Here is a 15,927-nt window from a genome sequence, read left to right as displayed (position 1 = left end):
TTTGTCTAGCATCTAAAATAAAAATTGACGTTTCACGTTGTTTGTTTCGTTCAGTTTTCAAAGAACTACTTGGTCGCTCATTTGCGACTTCCTTATGTTAACATCTTCGTTAGTTAATGTCAACTAAGTTTTTCAATTTCTTTTTGTCGTTTTCTGCGTTTCCGCATCAGCGACGGTTATTAATTTAACATATACAAACTATTAACGTCAACACTTTTTAATAAAAAATTCTTTTTCTTAAATAACGAATACATTCTTCTGTGTTAGCTACTCTCCGGAATAAACAGAAAATGATTTTATATCTTTCTTCCATAGCTTTTTTTACAACTTCATGAATACGCTCATCTTCAAAATCAAATAAAAGTTCCTCTAATTCTCTCTTCAATATGTATTCCATTTCTTTTCTCTCTTCTTTTGTCAACATCAGCCCAAGCAAACAATCACCTCAATAATTCCTTACGCAACAATAAACGTTCCGCTCATTTTCAATTATCACAATCCTATCATCCATTATATCCACTACTTACGATATTAATCCTTTGTTCTCTTTTTTATATTTCCAGCATATATGTAACTGAAAAGGATTGGACAAAGGGGCGTAATATTATGTTTTTCTTTTTTATTACGAGTAAGAGAAATTTTAAACACATTAGCTTAATAGTGATACTGTCCTTATTTACAGCATGGCTACTCTTTTTAAAAACATATTCACATGAATCTGCTTTTTCAACTGCTACAGGCCCTAAAGTAATTTACAAAGGAGACACCGCTAAAAAGCAAGTTGCATTTACGTTTGATATTAGTTGGGGAGACAAAAAAGCAATTCCAATCCTAGATACTCTTAAAGAAAAAGAAATTAAGAATGCAACCTTCTTCCTTTCTGCTGCATGGGCCGAAAGACACCCCGATATTGTAGAGCGAATCATGAAAGATGGACACGAAATCGGTAGTATGGGGTACAATTACACATCCTATACTTCTCTAGAGACAAATGAAATAAGACGAGACCTTTTACGAGCACAAGATGTTTTTACGAAACTTGGTGTAAAACAAGTCAAGCTGTTACGTCCACCTAGTGGCGAATTTAACAAAGCAACCCTTAAAATCGCAGAATCACTTGGATACACCGTCGTGCATTGGAGTAATAATTCAAACGATTGGAAAAACCCAGGTGTAAATAACATCGTTTCCACTGTCTCTAATAATTTGAAAGGTGGAGATATCGTCTTATTACACGCATCCGATTCTGCCCTTCAAACAAATAGAGCTTTACCGCTGCTCCTGCAAAAAATAAAAAGTGATGGATATGAGCAAATATCCGTTTCACAACTTATTTCCAACACAAGTACGAAAAGTGAAGATGTGAAGTAGCTTCTTCCCTACTACTCTTCACGCATAAAAAGCTCTACTACCTTTCAAGAAGGTGGTAGAGCTTTTTTAATCATACCATTTACAACATTATAACTGCTGTTGTATAAAACCTCTCTATTAAGCTGATTTACTTGTTTTTCCGATTAAACGATGTAATACAAGTAATTGATATGCATTACATAACAATAGCGGTATAACCATTAAATATAACCAATCTGTATCATTAATCCGAAGCGCCGGTACCCATTCAAGGATCGTTACAACAACCATAAAGAACAGAGCTGGCACAAATGCTTTTTTATTTGTTTCTTTACTTTTTACATAAGCAACAATTGCTCCAAACACAAATAACATTCCAGCAACAAGTATATTATTCCCTAACGAGACTTCCCCATTTGCAATAAGTACAGATCTTAAATACACAAAATCAAATAATACGAATGCAATAAAGAAGAGCTGGACTGCATTCCATAAAGAAGATGAGCGAAACATCCCTAGTCCAAAACGGTGGATTGTTAAATATGCAAAGAATCCCATTTGACTTATAACACTAAAAATAAATCCTACACCCATCAGCCAGAAAGATACTGCTAAAATCTCCTTACCGTCGAAATTTTGAAAAAATTTATTATACTTGTCCCACTCCAAAACAAAACCAATAATAACTGTGCTAATCCCACCAAGAAACAACGTCGTTAAAAATAGTCGTACCCACTTGCGGCTATTCACAACACATCCCCCATTATCCTTATATTTCTAATTAAATTGTATCAATGACAATTTCAAAAAGCTAGCCATGTTCATGTATAAATTCCTTAAAGATATTTATATTAAAAAGAGAGAACTGTGCTGAAAGGAGTTCCAACTTATGAAACGGATGCTATTCATTTTCGTTTCTTCTTTTCTACTTATCGCACTTGCAGCATGCGCACAAGGAAAAGAAACGAAATCCGAACTAGATTACGATCAAACAAAGAAAATGATTGTTGATATTTTAAAAACAGATCAAGGTAAGAAAGCTATTCAAGATGTATTAACTGATGAAAAAATGAAACAAGCACTCATACTAGATGAAACAGTAGTAAAGAAAACGATTGAAGATGCCATGGTATCCGATAAAGGGCAACAATTCTGGGAAAAGCTCTTTAAAGATCCTGAGTTCTCATCAAAATTTGCTAAAAGTATGGGGAAAGAACAAACTCAATTAATGAAAACCTTATTAAAAGACCCTGAATACCAAGCAGGCGTTATAGAAATTATGAAAAATCCTGAAGTAGAAAAAATGATGTTACAAACAATGAAGAGTAAAGAATACCGTCAATATCTACAACAAGTACTAACAGAAACTGCTGAAAGTCCACTCTTCCAAGCCAAGATGATTGATATCATTAGTAAAGGTGTGCAAAAAGCTGAAAAAGGCGGATCTGGTAAGAAAGAAGCAGGCGGTGACGGTGGTTCTCAAGGCGAGAAGAAGGAAGAACAGTAAAAAATAATAACTATAATAACGAGTGGACAATTTATATATTGTTCACTCGTTATTACTTTATCTTGCTATTAACAGACAAAATGGACCCCTCTAATTAAGCGAAAGGTTTACTAGCAACAAAAGCCTTATTGTTGTCAGTAACAGGTGAACCCCACTGATTAAAGTTTCACTTTATTTTTGTGTAACAGCTGTTTTATCAATTACTGTTTCAGCTATTTTACTATAAATAATGCCAGTTGTATGTGTATCTTCATATACTGAAGGAGCAAAGTCTTCTTTATTCCAATCGGGTTGTTGCAGTGGAATACGACCAAGAACATTCGTTTGTAATTCGGTAGCTAACTTATCTCCCCCGCCTTTTCCAAATACATATTCTTTCTCACCAGTTACCTTACTTTCAAAATATGCCATATTCTCAACAACACCAAGAATACTATGTTCAGTGCGCAATGCCATCGCTCCAGCACGCGCTGCTACAAACGCAGCTGTTGGATGAGGCGTCGTTACAATAATCTCTTTGCAAGATGGCAACATTGAGTGCACATCTAACGCAACATCACCTGTGCCTGGTGGCAAATCTAGTACTAAATAATCTAAATCGCCCCATTCTACTTCTGTGAAGAAGTGGTTTAACATTTTCCCAAGCATAGGTCCTCTCCAAATAACTGGTGCATTATCCTCTACAAAGAAGCCCATTGAGATTACCTTTACACCTAAACGTTCCACCGGAATTATCTTGTCACCTCTTACGATAGGACGTTTTTCTATCCCCATCATGTCTGGCACACTAAAACCGTAAATGTCCGCATCAATAATACCAACTTTTTTTCCTAAACGAGCTAAAGCAACTGCAAGGTTAACGGAAACAGTTGATTTTCCCACGCCACCTTTTCCACTCGCTACTGCTAAGAATGTTGTTTTTGAATTAGGTGACAATAAAGATTCACTTTGCTCTTCTTCTTGTTCCGGTGCAAACTGAGCTAATTCCTCTTCTGTAAATTCTGCAAAACGAAGTCCAACTGTTGCTGCCCCAAGTTCTTTTACTAACTTTACAATTCCAGACTGCAACTGCATTTGTTCCGCTGTACCGGTTTTTACGATTGCAATTTTAACACTCACATGTTCCTTCTCTGGCTTGACTGTTACTTCTTTAATTGCACTTGTTTCTTTTAATGTTTTATGTAAAAACGGATCTACAATCCCTTCTAACGCTTCAACCACTTGCTCTTTCGTTACCATAATTAGCCCAGCCCCCTGTATGAAAAATAACGTAATGTTAATTGAATTTATCTCTGCGTATTCTTGAAATAAATGCGTTTACATTTCCAGTATAACATATTTTCCGAAAACTTCGTTAACGAGAGAAGCTCAAAAAAATCCTCCTTATTCTGGAGGATTTCCTTTTTCCGTGAAATAACGTAATATACCACGGTATATTGCAGCTGCTACCTTTTGCTGATATTTCTCCGAATTTAACATATACCTTTCGTTCACATTTGATAAAAAGCCGGCTTCAATTAAAGCACCTGGTGTTTTAGAATACTTTAATAAATACACATGCGAAATTGTCTTAGCAGAACGATTCGTGTTCTCTAAACTTGTTCTCAATTCAGCCTGTATAAATTTTGCAGCACGTTCATTTTCAATCGAAGAGCGGTAATAGAACGTTTGTGCGCCTTTCGATCCACTACTAGTTAAAGCATTTAAATGAATACTTGCAAAAAAGTCTACATCAGGTTTATTGATGATTTCTACACGTTTTTTTAAATCCTCTGCTTTACGTCTACTATATGACTTTGTATCTTTGTTAGCTAAATCATAATCTCCCTCACGCGTTAAAATAACTAGTGCACCTTGTTCTTGTAAATAGTCTTGTACCTTTTTTGTAATTTCAAGCGTAATATCCTTTTCTATAATATCCTTTCCACCAACAGCCCCTCCATCTGGTCCACCATGCCCAGCATCTAATACAATTACTTTCCCTGATAAGGGTAAATTCCAAGCTCGCCACGATTTTGTAATTTGAAATTCTTGCTTGACTAAAAAAAACAATACAACCGCAGCGAGTGCAAAAGAGATAATTCGAATTCTCTTCATACCTTTCCTCCTCCAGCTAGTCCCTCTAATTACTTATATGGGACAAGAGGAAAGTTTATGCTTGTCTTAATGAAGCTTTAATCGATATCTTCTTTCACCTTTTTCATACCCTTCTTGCCACCACAATCCTATAAACTGCTGACAAGATTCAAAAAGTAACTCCTCATCTTTCAACTTTATTTCTCGCATAGTCATACTCGTTAAAAATTGAAATAGCGTTTCAGTTAATTGTTGTTCTTCTTCTAAAGCTCTATATTTCACATCAAAAAACGATTCACCATAATAACCAAATTTACTGTATCTCGCTCCTAATAAATAAGATTCTATCCCTAATTCAATACAGTAATCTTCATACTGACGATGAAGCTCTTGCATTTGAAAGGCATCACGAATATTTGAACGCAATGTTTTTAATGATAATTCCCGCAACATCTTCCGCTCGTATTTTAACTGCTTTTCTTTTTGTTTTTCTTGTAAGCTGACAATGACATTCATAGTACATATAAACCTCCCTAATACGTATTAGTCTAAACTTCTAAAGAAGAAGCATACGCGCGGCGGTAGCACTAAAATATTCCAAGCTATAAAAATTGCAAAAGAAGAATGAAACATAAAAAAACCCCAACCAAAATGGTTGGGGTTTGTAGTTCGCAAAAATTAACGTTTTGAGAACTGAGGTGCACGACGTGCGCCTTTAAGACCGTATTTTTTACGCTCTTTCATACGTGCGTCACGAGTTAATAGACCTGCACGTTTTAATGTTAGACGGTATTCTGGATCAGCTTTTAATAAAGCGCGAGAAATACCGTGACGAATAGCACCAGCTTGACCAGTGTATCCACCACCATTTACGTTTACAAGTACATCGTAGTTACCTAAAGTTTCTGTTGCAACTAGAGGTTGTTTCACTACTTCACGTAATGCAGCAAATGGGATATAGTTTTCAAAATCACGACCGTTAATGATAACGCGTCCTTCGCCTGGAACTAGGCGTACGCGCGCTACTGAACTCTTACGACGTCCAGTGCCATAGTATTGAACCTGTGCCAAAGTAAGCCCTCCTTTAATTAATTATCCGCGAAGTTCGTAAACTTCTGGTTTTTGTGCTTGGTGTGGATGCTCTGCTCCAGCATACACGTTAAGTTTCTTAGAAACTTGACGGCCTAAGCGTCCTTTTGGAAGCATGCCTTTAATTGCAAGCTCTAACATTTGTACAGGGTAGTTTGTACGCATTTCAAGAGCTGTTCTTTGCTTAAGTCCACCTGGGTGGTTAGTGTGACGGTAGTAAATTTTATCGTTTAATTTATTACCTGTTAAATGAATTTTCTCAGCGTTAATAATAATTACATGATCACCCGTGTCAACGTGTGGTGTAAATGTAGGTTTGTTTTTACCACGTAAAATGGATGCTACTTCACTAGCAAGGCGACCTAAAGTTTGACCTTCAGCATCAACCACATACCATTTACGCTCAACTTCGTTAGCTTTTGCCATAAAAGTCGTACGCATGTGTTTCCCTCCTCGTTATCTTTTCCATAGAAAAAATCTATTGTTTATCTTAAACACGATTTCCTTCCGGGGCTAATCGTGGTTTTAGAAACAATACCATATGTTATGATATACTTTTGAGTTTCTAATGTCAAGCAAATGTTACACCAGGATTAGTTGTTATAGTTTACCTCCCATAAGTAAAGCCCATGACCTGGAGCCATCTTTCCAGCAAACTGACGATTTTGTTTCGCTAAAATCTCTGGAATGCTATCAGGATCAAGCTTTCCTTGCCCTACGCTAAGTAACGTACCAACAATAATTCTGACCATATTATATAAAAATCCATTACCTACAAAACGAAAAATTATTTCATCATCTTGTTCAATTAACTCGATTTCATAAATTGTTCGCACTTTATCTTTTTTGTCAGTTTTTGCCGAACAAAAAGAAGTAAAATCATGCGTTCCAATAAAATAAGGAATTGCTTTTCTTATAGAGTTGATTTCGAGCGGGTATGGATATTGATATACGTAATTTCTACGGAATACATCCGCAGTCTTTGATAATAATACACGATAACGATATTCTTTTTTCTCAACACCGTAACGTGCATGAAATTCTTCTGTTTTTTTCTCTACTTGCCTAATAACAATATCATCTGGCAACATTGTATTTAAAGCATTACTCCATTGCCACTCTTCAAGAGACAAAGGAGTATCAAAGTGTATTACTTGTCCTTTTGCATGAACTGTAGAATCTGTTCTACCAGATGCCTGAACACGAACAAGTTCTCCCTTATGCAATTTCTGCAATGCTTTTTCTATCTCCTGTTGAACAGTACGATGGTTCGGCTGAATTTGATAACCACAAAAATGCATGCCATCATATGCAACCGTACATTTTATTCTATCCATTTCTCTATTCTCCATTACGATCGCACCCATGCCAAAATACAAGCTAAACAAAATAAGCTGACAATCGTTACTGTATCGCTTGTTTTCCAGCGTAGTTGCCTAAATTTAGTACGTCCTTCACCACTTTGATATCCACGAGCTTCCATCGCAATGGCTAAGTCCTCTGCACGCTTAAAAGCACTGATAAACAGAGGAACGAGCAGTGAAATAATAGCTTTCATTCTATCTTTTATCGGTCCCCCGGCAAAATCAATACCACGTGACGCTTGTGCTTTCATTATTTTACTCGTTTCATCCATTAATGTCGGGATAAAACGAAGAGAAATTGACATCATTAATGCGATTTCATGAACAGGAACCTTTATACGCTTCAACGGCTTTAATAACGTCTCCAAACCATCTGTAATTTCAATAGGTGTCGTCGTTAACGTTAATAATGTCGTCATTAAAATAATAACGAAGAATCGTACAGAAATGTATATCCCTTGCTCTAATCCTTTTTCATATATCGAAAACCAACCAAGCTGGAATAGTACATCCCCCTCTTTATTTGTAAAAATATGCAGGAAAAATGTAAAAAGAAAAATCCATAAAATTGGTTTTAAGCCCGAAAGTACATAACGAATCGGCACTTTTGCAAAAAATAAAGCAATGAGTGCATATAAAAATAAAAATCCATATGAAATCGCATTATTTGCTAAGAAAACAACAAATACATATAAAAAGACAATCAGCAGCTTCGTACGTGGATCAAGTTGATGAATAAGTGAATTCCCCGGGATATATCTCCCAATAATCAACTGCTGCATGATTCATGACCACCTTTTCGTAACACCTGCACAACTTCATGAGTAAGATCCTCTAAAGATAAGGTAGCCTTTGGAATTGAAATACCAAACTTCTCTTCAATTGCACGTTTATACTTTAATGACATAGGAAGATCCACACCAATTTTCTCTAGTTCATCAGCATGTGAAAATACTTCCTCTGCACTTCCTTGCAAAAAGACCGTTCCTTTATGCATAACTACAATCTGCTCCGCATACTGAGCAGCATCCTCCATATTATGCGTTACAAGGATGACTGTAAGACCCTTCTCCTTGTGCAGCTTATAAAACATCTCCATAAGTTCGTTCTGCCCTTTTGGATCTAGTCCTGCTGTAGGTTCATCTAATACAAGCACTTCAGGTTCCATTGCCAGTACACCCGCTATAGCAACACGTCTCATTTGTCCACCACTTAATTCGAACGGAGAACGTGTTAACAGTTCTGGTTCTAGCCCTACAAGTTCAATTGCCTTTCTAGCCTTTTTCCTTGCTTCGTCTACAGATACTCCAAAATTAGTAGGGCCGAAACAAATATCTTTCTCCACAGTCTCTTCAAACAACTGATGTTCTGGAAATTGAAAGACAACCCCTACTTTTTTACGTAGTGGCTTTAGCTTTTTTTCTTTCTTTCCTGCCGAAATCAAATGTTCACCAATTTGAACTGTACCATTTGTCGGCTGCAATAAACCATTTAAATGTTGAATCATCGTCGACTTTCCTGAACCAGTATGACCGATAATGGCATAATAGCCCCCACTTGGAAACGACACGTCTACATCATAAAGTGCGCGTCTTTCAAATGGAGTTTTATATTGATAACGATGTTCTACTTTTTGGAATGTAATCTCCAAAGTTCGTTCACCAAGCTTTCCATTGTAAGATGCGTATTTTGCAAGAGAATTTCATTTCTTTTTAATAATTCTGCTATTTTCACCGAAAACGGTACATCTAAGCCAATTTCTTGGAGCATATGAGAGGATTTGAAAATTTTTTCTGGAGTCCCTTCCTCTAATATTTCTCCCTTATTTAAAATAATGACACGATCTGACTGTGCCGCTTCTTCTAAATCGTGCGTAATTGATAACACGGTAATACCTTTTTGAGTAACAAGTTGTCTAACCGTTTCTACTACTTCACGTCTCCCTTGAGGGTCTAACATTGACGTTGCTTCATCTAATATTAAAATAGATGGTTGAAGTGCTAAAACGCCTGCTATTGCCACTCGCTGCTTTTGCCCACCAGATAAGGAATGAGGCTCATCATTAAGAAAATCTTCCATACGGACAAGTTGCAAGGCCTGTTCTAATCTTTCAATCATTTGTTCTCTTGGCATTCCGATATTCTCCAAGCCAAATACAACATCATCTTGCACTGTCGTTCCAACAAATTGATTATCTGGATTTTGAAATACCATTCCAAGTTGTTTTCGAACATCCCATACCGTTTCCTCTGATAAAACCATTGTATCATTTACTGTAATAGTCCCTGCTTCTGGCAAAAACAAACCATTCAATAATTTTGCAAGTGTAGACTTTCCTGAACCGTTTTGTCCAATAATAGATACCCATTCTCCCTCATATAAGGAAAATGAAACATCTTTTAATGCATAAGTGGCTGCCCCAGGATATTGAAATGATATATTTTCTATCCGAAGTTTCTCTTTTTTCAATAGAAGGCACCCTTTCCTTCGCCAAGTTAGCCTATTTTTATATTTAAAAAAAAGGGCCATGACCAGTTTCTTGAAAAGAACTGTCCTGCCCTTTTAATTATCATTATACTAACTCGATAATTACCATTGGTGCTGCGTCTCCGCGACGTGGACCAATTTTTGCAATACGAGTGTATCCGCCTTGGCGCTCAGCATAGCGTGGAGCTACATCAGCGAATAGTTTTTGAAGTGCATCTTGACCAGTCTCAGCGTTAGCTACTTCATTGCGAATGAAAGCTGCTGCTTGACGACGAGCATGAAGATCTCCGCGTTTACCTAAAGTGATCATTTTTTCCACTACAGAACGAAGTTCTTTTGCACGAGTTTCTGTCGTTTGGATGCGCTCGTTGATAATTAAATCAGTAGCTAAATCACGTAACATAGCTTTACGTTGCGCACTTGTACGGCCTAATTTTCTGTATGCCATTCGTAGTTCCCTCCTTTGTTGATGGGTTTAAATCCTCAGTCGTCTTTACGTAAACCTAAACCTAATTCCTCAAGTTTATGTTTAACTTCTTCTAAGGATTTACGTCCTAAGTTACGAACTTTCATCATATCTTCTTCTGTTTTGTTCGCAAGCTCTTGTACAGTATTAATTCCTGCACGTTTTAGGCAATTATAAGAACGAACAGAAAGGTCTAGTTCTTCGATAGTCATCTCAAGAACTTTCTCTTTTTGATCTTCTTCCTTCTCGACCATAATCTCAGCATTTTGTGCTTCATCAGTTAAACCAACAAAGATATTTAAATGCTCAGTTAAGATTTTGGCACCTAAAGAGATAGCTTCTTTTGGCCCGATGCTTCCATCCGTCCATACATCAAGCGTAAGCTTATCATAATTAGCCACTTGTCCGACACGTGTCTTTTCCACTTGGTAAGTCACACGTGATACTGGAGTATAAATAGAATCAATAGGAATTACTCCTATTGGTTGATCTTCGCTTTTATTTGCATCAGCTGGCGTATACCCACGGCCACGCTTTGCAGTTAAACGCACGCGGAAATGCGCATCTTTTGCTAACGTTGCAATGTGTAAATCTGGATTTAAGATTTCTACATCACTATCGTGAGTAATATCAGCAGCTGTGACAATACCTTCGCCCTGTACATCAATTTCCAACGTCTTCTCTTCTTCAGAGTAGATTTTAAGAGCTAACTTTTTCAAGTTTAAGATGATCGTCGTAACGTCTTCTACTACGCCCTCAACTGTTGAAAATTCATGTAATACGCCATCGATTTGGATAGCAGTAACAGCGGCACCAGGGAGTGAGGATAAAAGAATACGACGTAAGGAGTTACCCAAAGTAGTACCATATCCACGCTCAAGCGGTTCAATTACGAATTTACCATATTTAGCATCTTCGTTAAGTTCAACCGTTTCGATTTTCGGCTTTTCGATTTCAATCATTAACTAAACCCTCCTTCAAAACGTCGAAACCCCGGTTAAACAAAGGTATAACCCCTGTCTAACCGAAAGTCCCCCTTAGGCAGTTCCCGATTGTGCACAACAAGCGATGTTTCTGTACGAAATTTCTCGATAATGCATCATATCCATTATAGACAAAAGGGAAAATTCTATACAGAAAAATTACACACGACGACGTTTTGGTGGACGACATCCATTATGAGGAACTGGAGTAACATCTCTAATTGCTGTTACTTCTAGACCTGCAGCTTGAAGAGCACGAATTGCAGCTTCACGACCAGCACCAGGACCTTTAACAGTAACCTCTAAAGTTTTTAAACCGTGTTCCATTGCAGCTTTAGCAGCAGTTTCAGCAGCCATTTGCGCAGCGAATGGAGTAGATTTACGAGATCCACGGAAACCAAGTGCACCAGCACTAGACCAAGAAAGTGCGTTACCGTGAGTATCTGTAAGTGTTACGATTGTGTTGTTGAAAGTAGAACGAATATGAGCTATACCAGCTTCAATATTCTTTTTCACACGTTTTTTACGAGTGTTTGTTTTACGTGCCATTGTTAGTTCAACCTCCTTTACTTATTATTTCTTTTTATTTGCTACTGTACGACGTGGACCTTTACGTGTACGAGCATTGTTTTTAGAGTTTTGACCACGAACTGGTAAACCACGACGGTGACGAAGACCACGGTAAGAACCGATCTCCATTAGACGTTTGATGTTAAGAGATACTTCACGACGAAGGTCTCCCTCAACTTTAATACGATCGATGATATCACGGATACGTCCTAATTCGTCTTCCGTTAAATCACGAACTCGTGTTTCTTCAGAAATACCTGCTTCAGCAAGAATTTTTTCAGCAGTTGTGCGACCAATGCCGAATACGTAAGTTAAAGAAATAACAACGCGTTTGTCTCGAGGAATATCTACACCTGCGATACGTGCCATTACGAATGCACCTCCTTCTGATTAACCTTGTTTTTGTTTATGTTTAGGGTTTTCACAAATAACCATTACTTTTCCACGTCTACGAATAACTTTACATTTTTCGCAGATTGGTTTAACTGACGGTCTTACTTTCATGTCTCGAACCTCCTTAAAGATTACGGAGTGCTATATTATTTAAAACGGTACGTAATACGACCACGATTTAAATCGTACGGAGATAATTCTACCGTAACTTTGTCTCCTGGTAAAATACGAATGAAGTTCATACGGATTTTACCAGAAACGTGAGCCAATACGACATGCCCATTCTCTAATTCTACTTTGAACATAGCATTTGGCAACGTTTCAAGAACGGTACCTTCGACTTCAATTACATCATCTTTAGCCATTCAATAGTTCTCCCTTCTTCAAATCAGTAACATTTTACACTGCTCTGAAATCCCGGAGAGCCAGCTACTTATAAAGTGGTAAGGATTTCGTATCCTGCTTCTGTAAGAGCAATCGTGTGCTCAAAATGGGCACACCATTTACCATCTACCGTTACCACTGTCCAGTCATCAGATAGTGTTTTTACATATCGTCTTCCTTGATTCACCATCGGCTCAACACAGATGACCATTCCCGGCTTTAATCTAGGGCCTCTATTTGGTGGACCATAGTGCGGGATTTGTGGGTCCTCATGTAAGTCTTGCCCGATTCCGTGACCAACATACTCCCTAACGATCGAGAATCCATTCTCTTCAGCATGGGTTTGAACCGCATGTGAGATATTTGATAATCTCTCGCCTGGTTTTACTTGTTCTAGACCAAGATACAACGATTTTTCTGTGACATCAAGTAGCTTTTGAACAGATTCAGAAATGTTTCCAACTGGATACGTCCATGCAGAATCTCCATGGTACCCATTGTATTTCGCACCAATATCGATACTGATGATATCGCCCTCTTTGAGCTTGCGCTTCCCTGGAATTCCGTGTACAAGCTCTTCATTTACAGAAGCACATATGCTCCCCGGAAATCCGTTGTATCCTTTAAAAGATGGCGTAGCACCATATTTTTGAATCGTCTTTTCCGCTATTTGATCGAGCTCTTTCGTTGTAATTCCTGGAGTAATGTGCTGTTTCAACTCTTGATGAGTCAAAGCAACGATCCTGCCAGCTTCTCGCATGATTTCTATCTCGCGAGGAGTTTTGCAGATTATCATTACGCTAAGCCTCCGATGAGAACATCGATATCAGCAAATACTTTATTGATATCTTGCTCACCATTAATGCTTTGTAAGTAACCAAGCTCTTCGTAGAAATCAAGCAAAGGTTTTGTTTGCTTAATATTTACATCTAAACGATTTGCTACAGTTTCTTCATTGTCATCAGAGCGTTGATATAATTCGCCACCACATTTATCGCACACATCAGCTTTTGCTGGTGGATTGAATTCTAAGTGGTAAGTCGCACCGCACTCTTTACAAATGCGACGGCCTGTAAGGCGTTTTAATAACAACCCTGAATCCACATTAATGTTTAAAACATAGTCGATTTTTTTGCCAAGATCTTTCATAATTTCTTCAAGAGCTGATGCTTGTGCAACAGTTCGTGGGAAACCGTCTAGTAAGAAACCTCTTACGCAGTCGTCTTGACTTAAACGTTCACGAACGATTCCGATTGTAACTTCATCTGGAACAAGTGCACCTTTATCAATAAAAGATTTTGCTTGTAGACCCATTTCAGTTTCAGCCTTCATAGCTGCACGGAACATGTCTCCTGTTGAAATGTGAGGGATGTTATACTTGGCAACAATCTGTTCGGCTTGTGTACCTTTACCAGCACCAGGAAGCCCCATTAAAATTAAGTTCATCCTTGTTCCCCCTCAGAGTACATGAGCATGTAGGGAAGACAATTCTTCCCACTTACTCACTGCTTGATAAACCCTTTGTAATGGCGTTTTACCAGTTGGCTTTCTAGCTGCTTCATTGTTTCTAAAGCAACGCCGACAACGATTAACATACTCGTTCCACCGATCTGTGCAGATGGAGGAAGATTTCCCAATTTCGTAAAGATAACTGGTAAGATTGCAATCGCTGCTAGGAAAATTGATCCTACAAAGGTCAAACGATACAAGATTTTTGTTAGATATTGTTCCGTATTCTTACCCGGACGAATACCTGGAACATATCCACCTTGCTTGTTTAGATTCTCTGACATTTGCTCTGGATTAACCTGAACAAATGCATAGAAATATGTGAAGGCTACAATGAGCGCAACATATATGATCATTCCCACTGGGTGAGAATAGTTAAAGTTTGCAATAATCCACTGCGATACATCATGTTTCGGGAAGAACTGTGCAATAGTCGGAGGCGTAATTAAGAATGAAACAGCAAAAATTACTGGAATAACACCAGCACTATTTACCTTAAGCGGTAAATGTGTGTTTTGTGCTCCAGCATAACCACCATTTCCTCCTGTTACACGCTTCGCATATTGAATTGGGATCTTTCTAACAGCCTGTTGAATGAAAATAACACCCACAATAACTGCTAGCACAGCTAGTAAAATCAATGCAACTTTAACGATACTCATGAACAATTGATCTCCGATATTTTGAAACTGTTGCTGATACACTTGAGATATAACACTTGGGATCGCTGCGGCAATACCGCCAAAGATAAGGATGGAAATACCATTACCTACACCTTTAGCTGTAATCTGTTCACCTAACCACATTAAAAATGCAGTACCAGCAGTCAGTACCGTAGCAATGTATAAATAAGTGCTCCAACCTGGATTCAAAATTAATTGTCCACCTACCATACCGTTAAAACCGATTGACATACCAAACCCCTGAATAAACGCAAGAACAATTGTAAAGTAACGCGTGAATTGCGTTAATTTACGACGGCCCATTTCACCTTGCTTCGACCATTCCGAAAATTTAGGAACAACATCCATCTGCAATAATTGCACGATGATGGATGCTGTAATATACGGCATGATTCCCATCGCAAAGATGGAGAAGTTTTTCAAGGCTCCACCGCCAAATGTATTTAGAATACCTAAAGCATTTAATTGATCTTGTGCCTTCAGTACGTCTCCATTTGTAAATGGCACGGGGATAAACGTGCCAATCCTGAATACGATTAACATCGCTAAAGTGAATAATATTTTACGTCTTATCTCAGCAACGCGCATAAAGTTGGAGATTGTACGAAACATTAGATCACCTCAACTGATCCGCCAGCTGCTTCAATTGCTTCTTTAGCACTTGAAGAGAACTTGTGCGCTTTAACAGTTAGTTTTTTCTCTACTGCTCCGCTTGCAAGAACTTTAACACCGTCGTTTAACTTGCTGATAACGCCAGTTTCCAGCAATAATTCAGGTGTTACTTCTGTACCATCTTCAAAACGATTTAACGTTGATAAGTTTACAATAGCAAACTCTTTACGGTTAATGTTTGTGAAGCCGCGTTTTGGTAAACGACGGAATAATGGAGTTTGACCACCTTCGAAGCCAAGACGAACACCGCCGCCAGAACGTGCGTTTTGTCCTTTATGACCTTTACCAGCAGTTTTACCGTTACCAGAACCGATACCACGACCGACACGGTTACGTACTTTACGAGAACCTTCTGCAGGTTTTAATTCATGAAGTTTCATTCCCAGGCACCTCC

Annotated in this window: 23 protein-coding genes; 2 read left to right on the top strand and 21 right to left on the bottom strand. The window is 38.0% G+C overall.

All coding sequences use genetic code 11. From position 1 onward, the window contains the following. Nucleotides 1-217 precede the first annotated feature (217 nt). On the bottom strand, nt 218-436 hold the full coding sequence (locus tag ACTFO4_RS27885; RefSeq protein WP_440014553.1) for a hypothetical protein: 219 nt from the start codon (nt 434-436) through the stop codon (nt 218-220). A gap of 170 nt (nt 437-606) precedes the next feature. On the opposite strand from ACTFO4_RS27885, the gene pdaB reads away from it, so the two are divergent. Next, on the top strand, nt 607-1,371 hold the full coding sequence (gene pdaB / locus ACTFO4_RS27880; RefSeq protein ID WP_000464703.1) for a polysaccharide deacetylase family sporulation protein PdaB: 765 nt from the start codon (nt 607-609) through the stop codon (nt 1,369-1,371). Nucleotides 1,372-1,488: 117 nt separating this feature from the next. Here the strand turns inward: pdaB and kbaA are convergent, their stop codons facing one another. After that, nucleotides 1,489-2,100: a KinB signaling pathway activation protein KbaA gene (gene kbaA / locus ACTFO4_RS27875; RefSeq protein WP_001088527.1), complete on the bottom strand. Its 612-nt coding sequence runs from the start codon at nt 2,098-2,100 to the stop codon at nt 1,489-1,491. A 139-nt stretch (nt 2,101-2,239) separates the two neighbouring features. Between kbaA and gerD the strand changes: the two genes are divergently transcribed. Then, nucleotides 2,240-2,857, top strand: a complete 618-nt coding sequence (gene gerD / locus ACTFO4_RS27870) for a spore germination lipoprotein GerD (protein WP_000827295.1) — start codon at nt 2,240-2,242, stop codon at nt 2,855-2,857. A gap of 171 nt (nt 2,858-3,028) precedes the next feature. On the opposite strand, the gene ACTFO4_RS27865 is transcribed toward gerD, so the two are convergent. The 19 genes from ACTFO4_RS27865 to rplO all read right to left on the bottom strand — a co-directional run bounded on the left by ACTFO4_RS27865 (nt 3,029) and on the right by rplO (nt 15,913). After that, the gene (locus ACTFO4_RS27865) at nt 3,029-4,096 is read right to left on the bottom strand and encodes an Mrp/NBP35 family ATP-binding protein (RefSeq protein ID WP_000256628.1); all 1,068 of its coding nucleotides are present in this window, start codon (nt 4,094-4,096) and stop codon (nt 3,029-3,031) included. Between the two features lie 144 nt (nt 4,097-4,240). Continuing rightward, complete coding sequence (gene cwlD / locus ACTFO4_RS27860; RefSeq protein ID WP_000822439.1) at nt 4,241-4,954, bottom strand: N-acetylmuramoyl-L-alanine amidase CwlD; 714 nt, start codon at nt 4,952-4,954, stop codon at nt 4,241-4,243. A 66-nt stretch (nt 4,955-5,020) separates the two neighbouring features. Beyond that, nucleotides 5,021-5,449 (bottom strand): DUF2521 family protein, encoded by a 429-nt coding sequence (locus tag ACTFO4_RS27855; protein ID WP_001101005.1) that lies wholly within the window; start codon nt 5,447-5,449, stop codon nt 5,021-5,023. A 162-nt stretch (nt 5,450-5,611) separates the two neighbouring features. After that, nucleotides 5,612-6,004 (bottom strand): 30S ribosomal protein S9, encoded by a 393-nt coding sequence (rpsI, locus tag ACTFO4_RS27850; protein ID WP_000079986.1) that lies wholly within the window; start codon nt 6,002-6,004, stop codon nt 5,612-5,614. A 21-nt stretch (nt 6,005-6,025) separates the two neighbouring features. After that, nucleotides 6,026-6,463 carry a 50S ribosomal protein L13 gene (rplM, locus tag ACTFO4_RS27845; protein WP_001260793.1) on the bottom strand — a complete coding sequence of 146 codons (438 nt, stop codon included), beginning with the start codon at nt 6,461-6,463 and terminating at the stop codon, nt 6,026-6,028. Between the two features lie 152 nt (nt 6,464-6,615). Continuing rightward, nucleotides 6,616-7,359: a tRNA pseudouridine(38-40) synthase TruA gene (gene truA, locus ACTFO4_RS27840; RefSeq protein ID WP_002164804.1), complete on the bottom strand. Its 744-nt coding sequence runs from the start codon at nt 7,357-7,359 to the stop codon at nt 6,616-6,618. Between the two features lie 14 nt (nt 7,360-7,373). Then, entirely contained in the window at nt 7,374-8,168 is a 795-nt protein-coding gene (locus tag ACTFO4_RS27835) for an energy-coupling factor transporter transmembrane component T family protein (protein WP_001186526.1), read from the bottom strand. Beyond that, entirely contained in the window at nt 8,156-9,037 is an 882-nt protein-coding gene (locus ACTFO4_RS27830; RefSeq protein WP_061456708.1) for an energy-coupling factor ABC transporter ATP-binding protein, read from the bottom strand. The genes ACTFO4_RS27835 and ACTFO4_RS27830 overlap by 13 nt, the downstream gene beginning before the upstream one ends. After that, on the bottom strand, nt 9,013-9,855 hold the full coding sequence (locus tag ACTFO4_RS27825; RefSeq protein WP_059303359.1) for an energy-coupling factor ABC transporter ATP-binding protein: 843 nt from the start codon (nt 9,853-9,855) through the stop codon (nt 9,013-9,015). The genes ACTFO4_RS27830 and ACTFO4_RS27825 overlap by 25 nt, the downstream gene beginning before the upstream one ends. 103 nt (nt 9,856-9,958) lie before the next feature. After that, nucleotides 9,959-10,321 carry a 50S ribosomal protein L17 gene (gene rplQ, locus ACTFO4_RS27820; protein WP_000331490.1) on the bottom strand — a complete coding sequence of 121 codons (363 nt, stop codon included), beginning with the start codon at nt 10,319-10,321 and terminating at the stop codon, nt 9,959-9,961. Nucleotides 10,322-10,356: 35 nt separating this feature from the next. Next, entirely contained in the window at nt 10,357-11,301 is a 945-nt protein-coding gene (locus tag ACTFO4_RS27815; RefSeq protein WP_000569643.1) for a DNA-directed RNA polymerase subunit alpha, read from the bottom strand. Nucleotides 11,302-11,481: 180 nt separating this feature from the next. Next, nucleotides 11,482-11,871 carry a 30S ribosomal protein S11 gene (gene rpsK, locus ACTFO4_RS27810; protein ID WP_000101798.1) on the bottom strand — a complete coding sequence of 130 codons (390 nt, stop codon included), beginning with the start codon at nt 11,869-11,871 and terminating at the stop codon, nt 11,482-11,484. A gap of 24 nt (nt 11,872-11,895) precedes the next feature. Continuing rightward, nucleotides 11,896-12,261, bottom strand: coding sequence for a 30S ribosomal protein S13 (gene rpsM / locus ACTFO4_RS27805; RefSeq protein WP_000090788.1), 366 nt, complete (start codon nt 12,259-12,261; stop codon nt 11,896-11,898). Between the two features lie 21 nt (nt 12,262-12,282). After that, nucleotides 12,283-12,396, bottom strand: a complete 114-nt coding sequence (gene rpmJ, locus ACTFO4_RS27800) for a 50S ribosomal protein L36 (RefSeq protein WP_000868344.1) — start codon at nt 12,394-12,396, stop codon at nt 12,283-12,285. A 35-nt stretch (nt 12,397-12,431) separates the two neighbouring features. After that, on the bottom strand, nt 12,432-12,650 hold the full coding sequence (infA, locus tag ACTFO4_RS27795) for a translation initiation factor IF-1 (protein WP_001029884.1): 219 nt from the start codon (nt 12,648-12,650) through the stop codon (nt 12,432-12,434). Between the two features lie 68 nt (nt 12,651-12,718). Next, nucleotides 12,719-13,465: a type I methionyl aminopeptidase gene (gene map, locus ACTFO4_RS27790; RefSeq protein WP_000582539.1), complete on the bottom strand. Its 747-nt coding sequence runs from the start codon at nt 13,463-13,465 to the stop codon at nt 12,719-12,721. Then, nucleotides 13,465-14,115, bottom strand: a complete 651-nt coding sequence (locus tag ACTFO4_RS27785) for an adenylate kinase (RefSeq protein WP_001048989.1) — start codon at nt 14,113-14,115, stop codon at nt 13,465-13,467. The genes map and ACTFO4_RS27785 overlap by 1 nt, the downstream gene beginning before the upstream one ends. Nucleotides 14,116-14,171: 56 nt before the next feature. Beyond that, nucleotides 14,172-15,473, bottom strand: coding sequence for a preprotein translocase subunit SecY (secY, locus tag ACTFO4_RS27780; RefSeq protein WP_000490117.1), 1,302 nt, complete (start codon nt 15,471-15,473; stop codon nt 14,172-14,174). Beyond that, nucleotides 15,473-15,913 carry a 50S ribosomal protein L15 gene (gene rplO / locus ACTFO4_RS27775; protein ID WP_000766081.1) on the bottom strand — a complete coding sequence of 147 codons (441 nt, stop codon included), beginning with the start codon at nt 15,911-15,913 and terminating at the stop codon, nt 15,473-15,475. Before rplO ends, secY begins: the two co-directional genes overlap by 1 nt. Nucleotides 15,914-15,927 lie beyond the last annotated feature (14 nt).

This window comes from Bacillus cereus group sp. MYBKT14-1, from assembly GCF_051915185.1.
Classification (GTDB): Bacteria; Bacillota; Bacilli; order Bacillales; family Bacillaceae_G; genus Bacillus_A; species Bacillus_A cereus.
This window is presented reverse-complemented; position numbering and strand designations above follow the sequence as displayed.

Bases quoted from the DNA above. Each gene is read 5' to 3' on its own strand.
- map (WP_000582539.1), bottom strand. From the start codon at position 13,465: ATGATAATCTGCAAAACTCCTCGCGAGATAGAAATCATGCGAGAAGCT.
- rplQ (WP_000331490.1), bottom strand. From the start codon at position 10,321: ATGGCATACAGAAAATTAGGCCGTACAAGTGCGCAACGTAAAGCTATG.
- ACTFO4_RS27835 (WP_001186526.1), bottom strand. From the start codon at position 8,168: ATGCAGCAGTTGATTATTGGGAGATATATCCCGGGGAATTCACTTATT.
- ACTFO4_RS27785 (WP_001048989.1), bottom strand. From the start codon at position 14,115: ATGAACTTAATTTTAATGGGGCTTCCTGGTGCTGGTAAAGGTACACAA.
- ACTFO4_RS27865 (WP_000256628.1), bottom strand. From the start codon at position 4,096: ATGGTAACGAAAGAGCAAGTGGTTGAAGCGTTAGAAGGGATTGTAGAT.
- cwlD (WP_000822439.1), bottom strand. From the start codon at position 4,954: ATGAAGAGAATTCGAATTATCTCTTTTGCACTCGCTGCGGTTGTATTG.
- rplO (WP_000766081.1), bottom strand. From the start codon at position 15,913: ATGAAACTTCATGAATTAAAACCTGCAGAAGGTTCTCGTAAAGTACGT.
- secY (WP_000490117.1), bottom strand. From the start codon at position 15,473: ATGTTTCGTACAATCTCCAACTTTATGCGCGTTGCTGAGATAAGACGT.
- rpsM (WP_000090788.1), bottom strand. From the start codon at position 12,261: ATGGCACGTATCGCAGGTGTAGATATTCCTCGAGACAAACGCGTTGTT.
- pdaB (WP_000464703.1), top strand. From the start codon at position 607: ATGTTTTTCTTTTTTATTACGAGTAAGAGAAATTTTAAACACATTAGC.
- rpmJ (WP_000868344.1), bottom strand. From the start codon at position 12,396: ATGAAAGTAAGACCGTCAGTTAAACCAATCTGCGAAAAATGTAAAGTT.
- ACTFO4_RS27855 (WP_001101005.1), bottom strand. From the start codon at position 5,449: ATGAATGTCATTGTCAGCTTACAAGAAAAACAAAAAGAAAAGCAGTTA.
- gerD (WP_000827295.1), top strand. From the start codon at position 2,240: ATGAAACGGATGCTATTCATTTTCGTTTCTTCTTTTCTACTTATCGCA.
- ACTFO4_RS27815 (WP_000569643.1), bottom strand. From the start codon at position 11,301: ATGATTGAAATCGAAAAGCCGAAAATCGAAACGGTTGAACTTAACGAA.
- infA (WP_001029884.1), bottom strand. From the start codon at position 12,650: ATGGCTAAAGATGATGTAATTGAAGTCGAAGGTACCGTTCTTGAAACG.
- truA (WP_002164804.1), bottom strand. From the start codon at position 7,359: ATGGATAGAATAAAATGTACGGTTGCATATGATGGCATGCATTTTTGT.
- rpsK (WP_000101798.1), bottom strand. From the start codon at position 11,871: ATGGCACGTAAAACAAACACTCGTAAAAAACGTGTGAAAAAGAATATT.
- rplM (WP_001260793.1), bottom strand. From the start codon at position 6,463: ATGCGTACGACTTTTATGGCAAAAGCTAACGAAGTTGAGCGTAAATGG.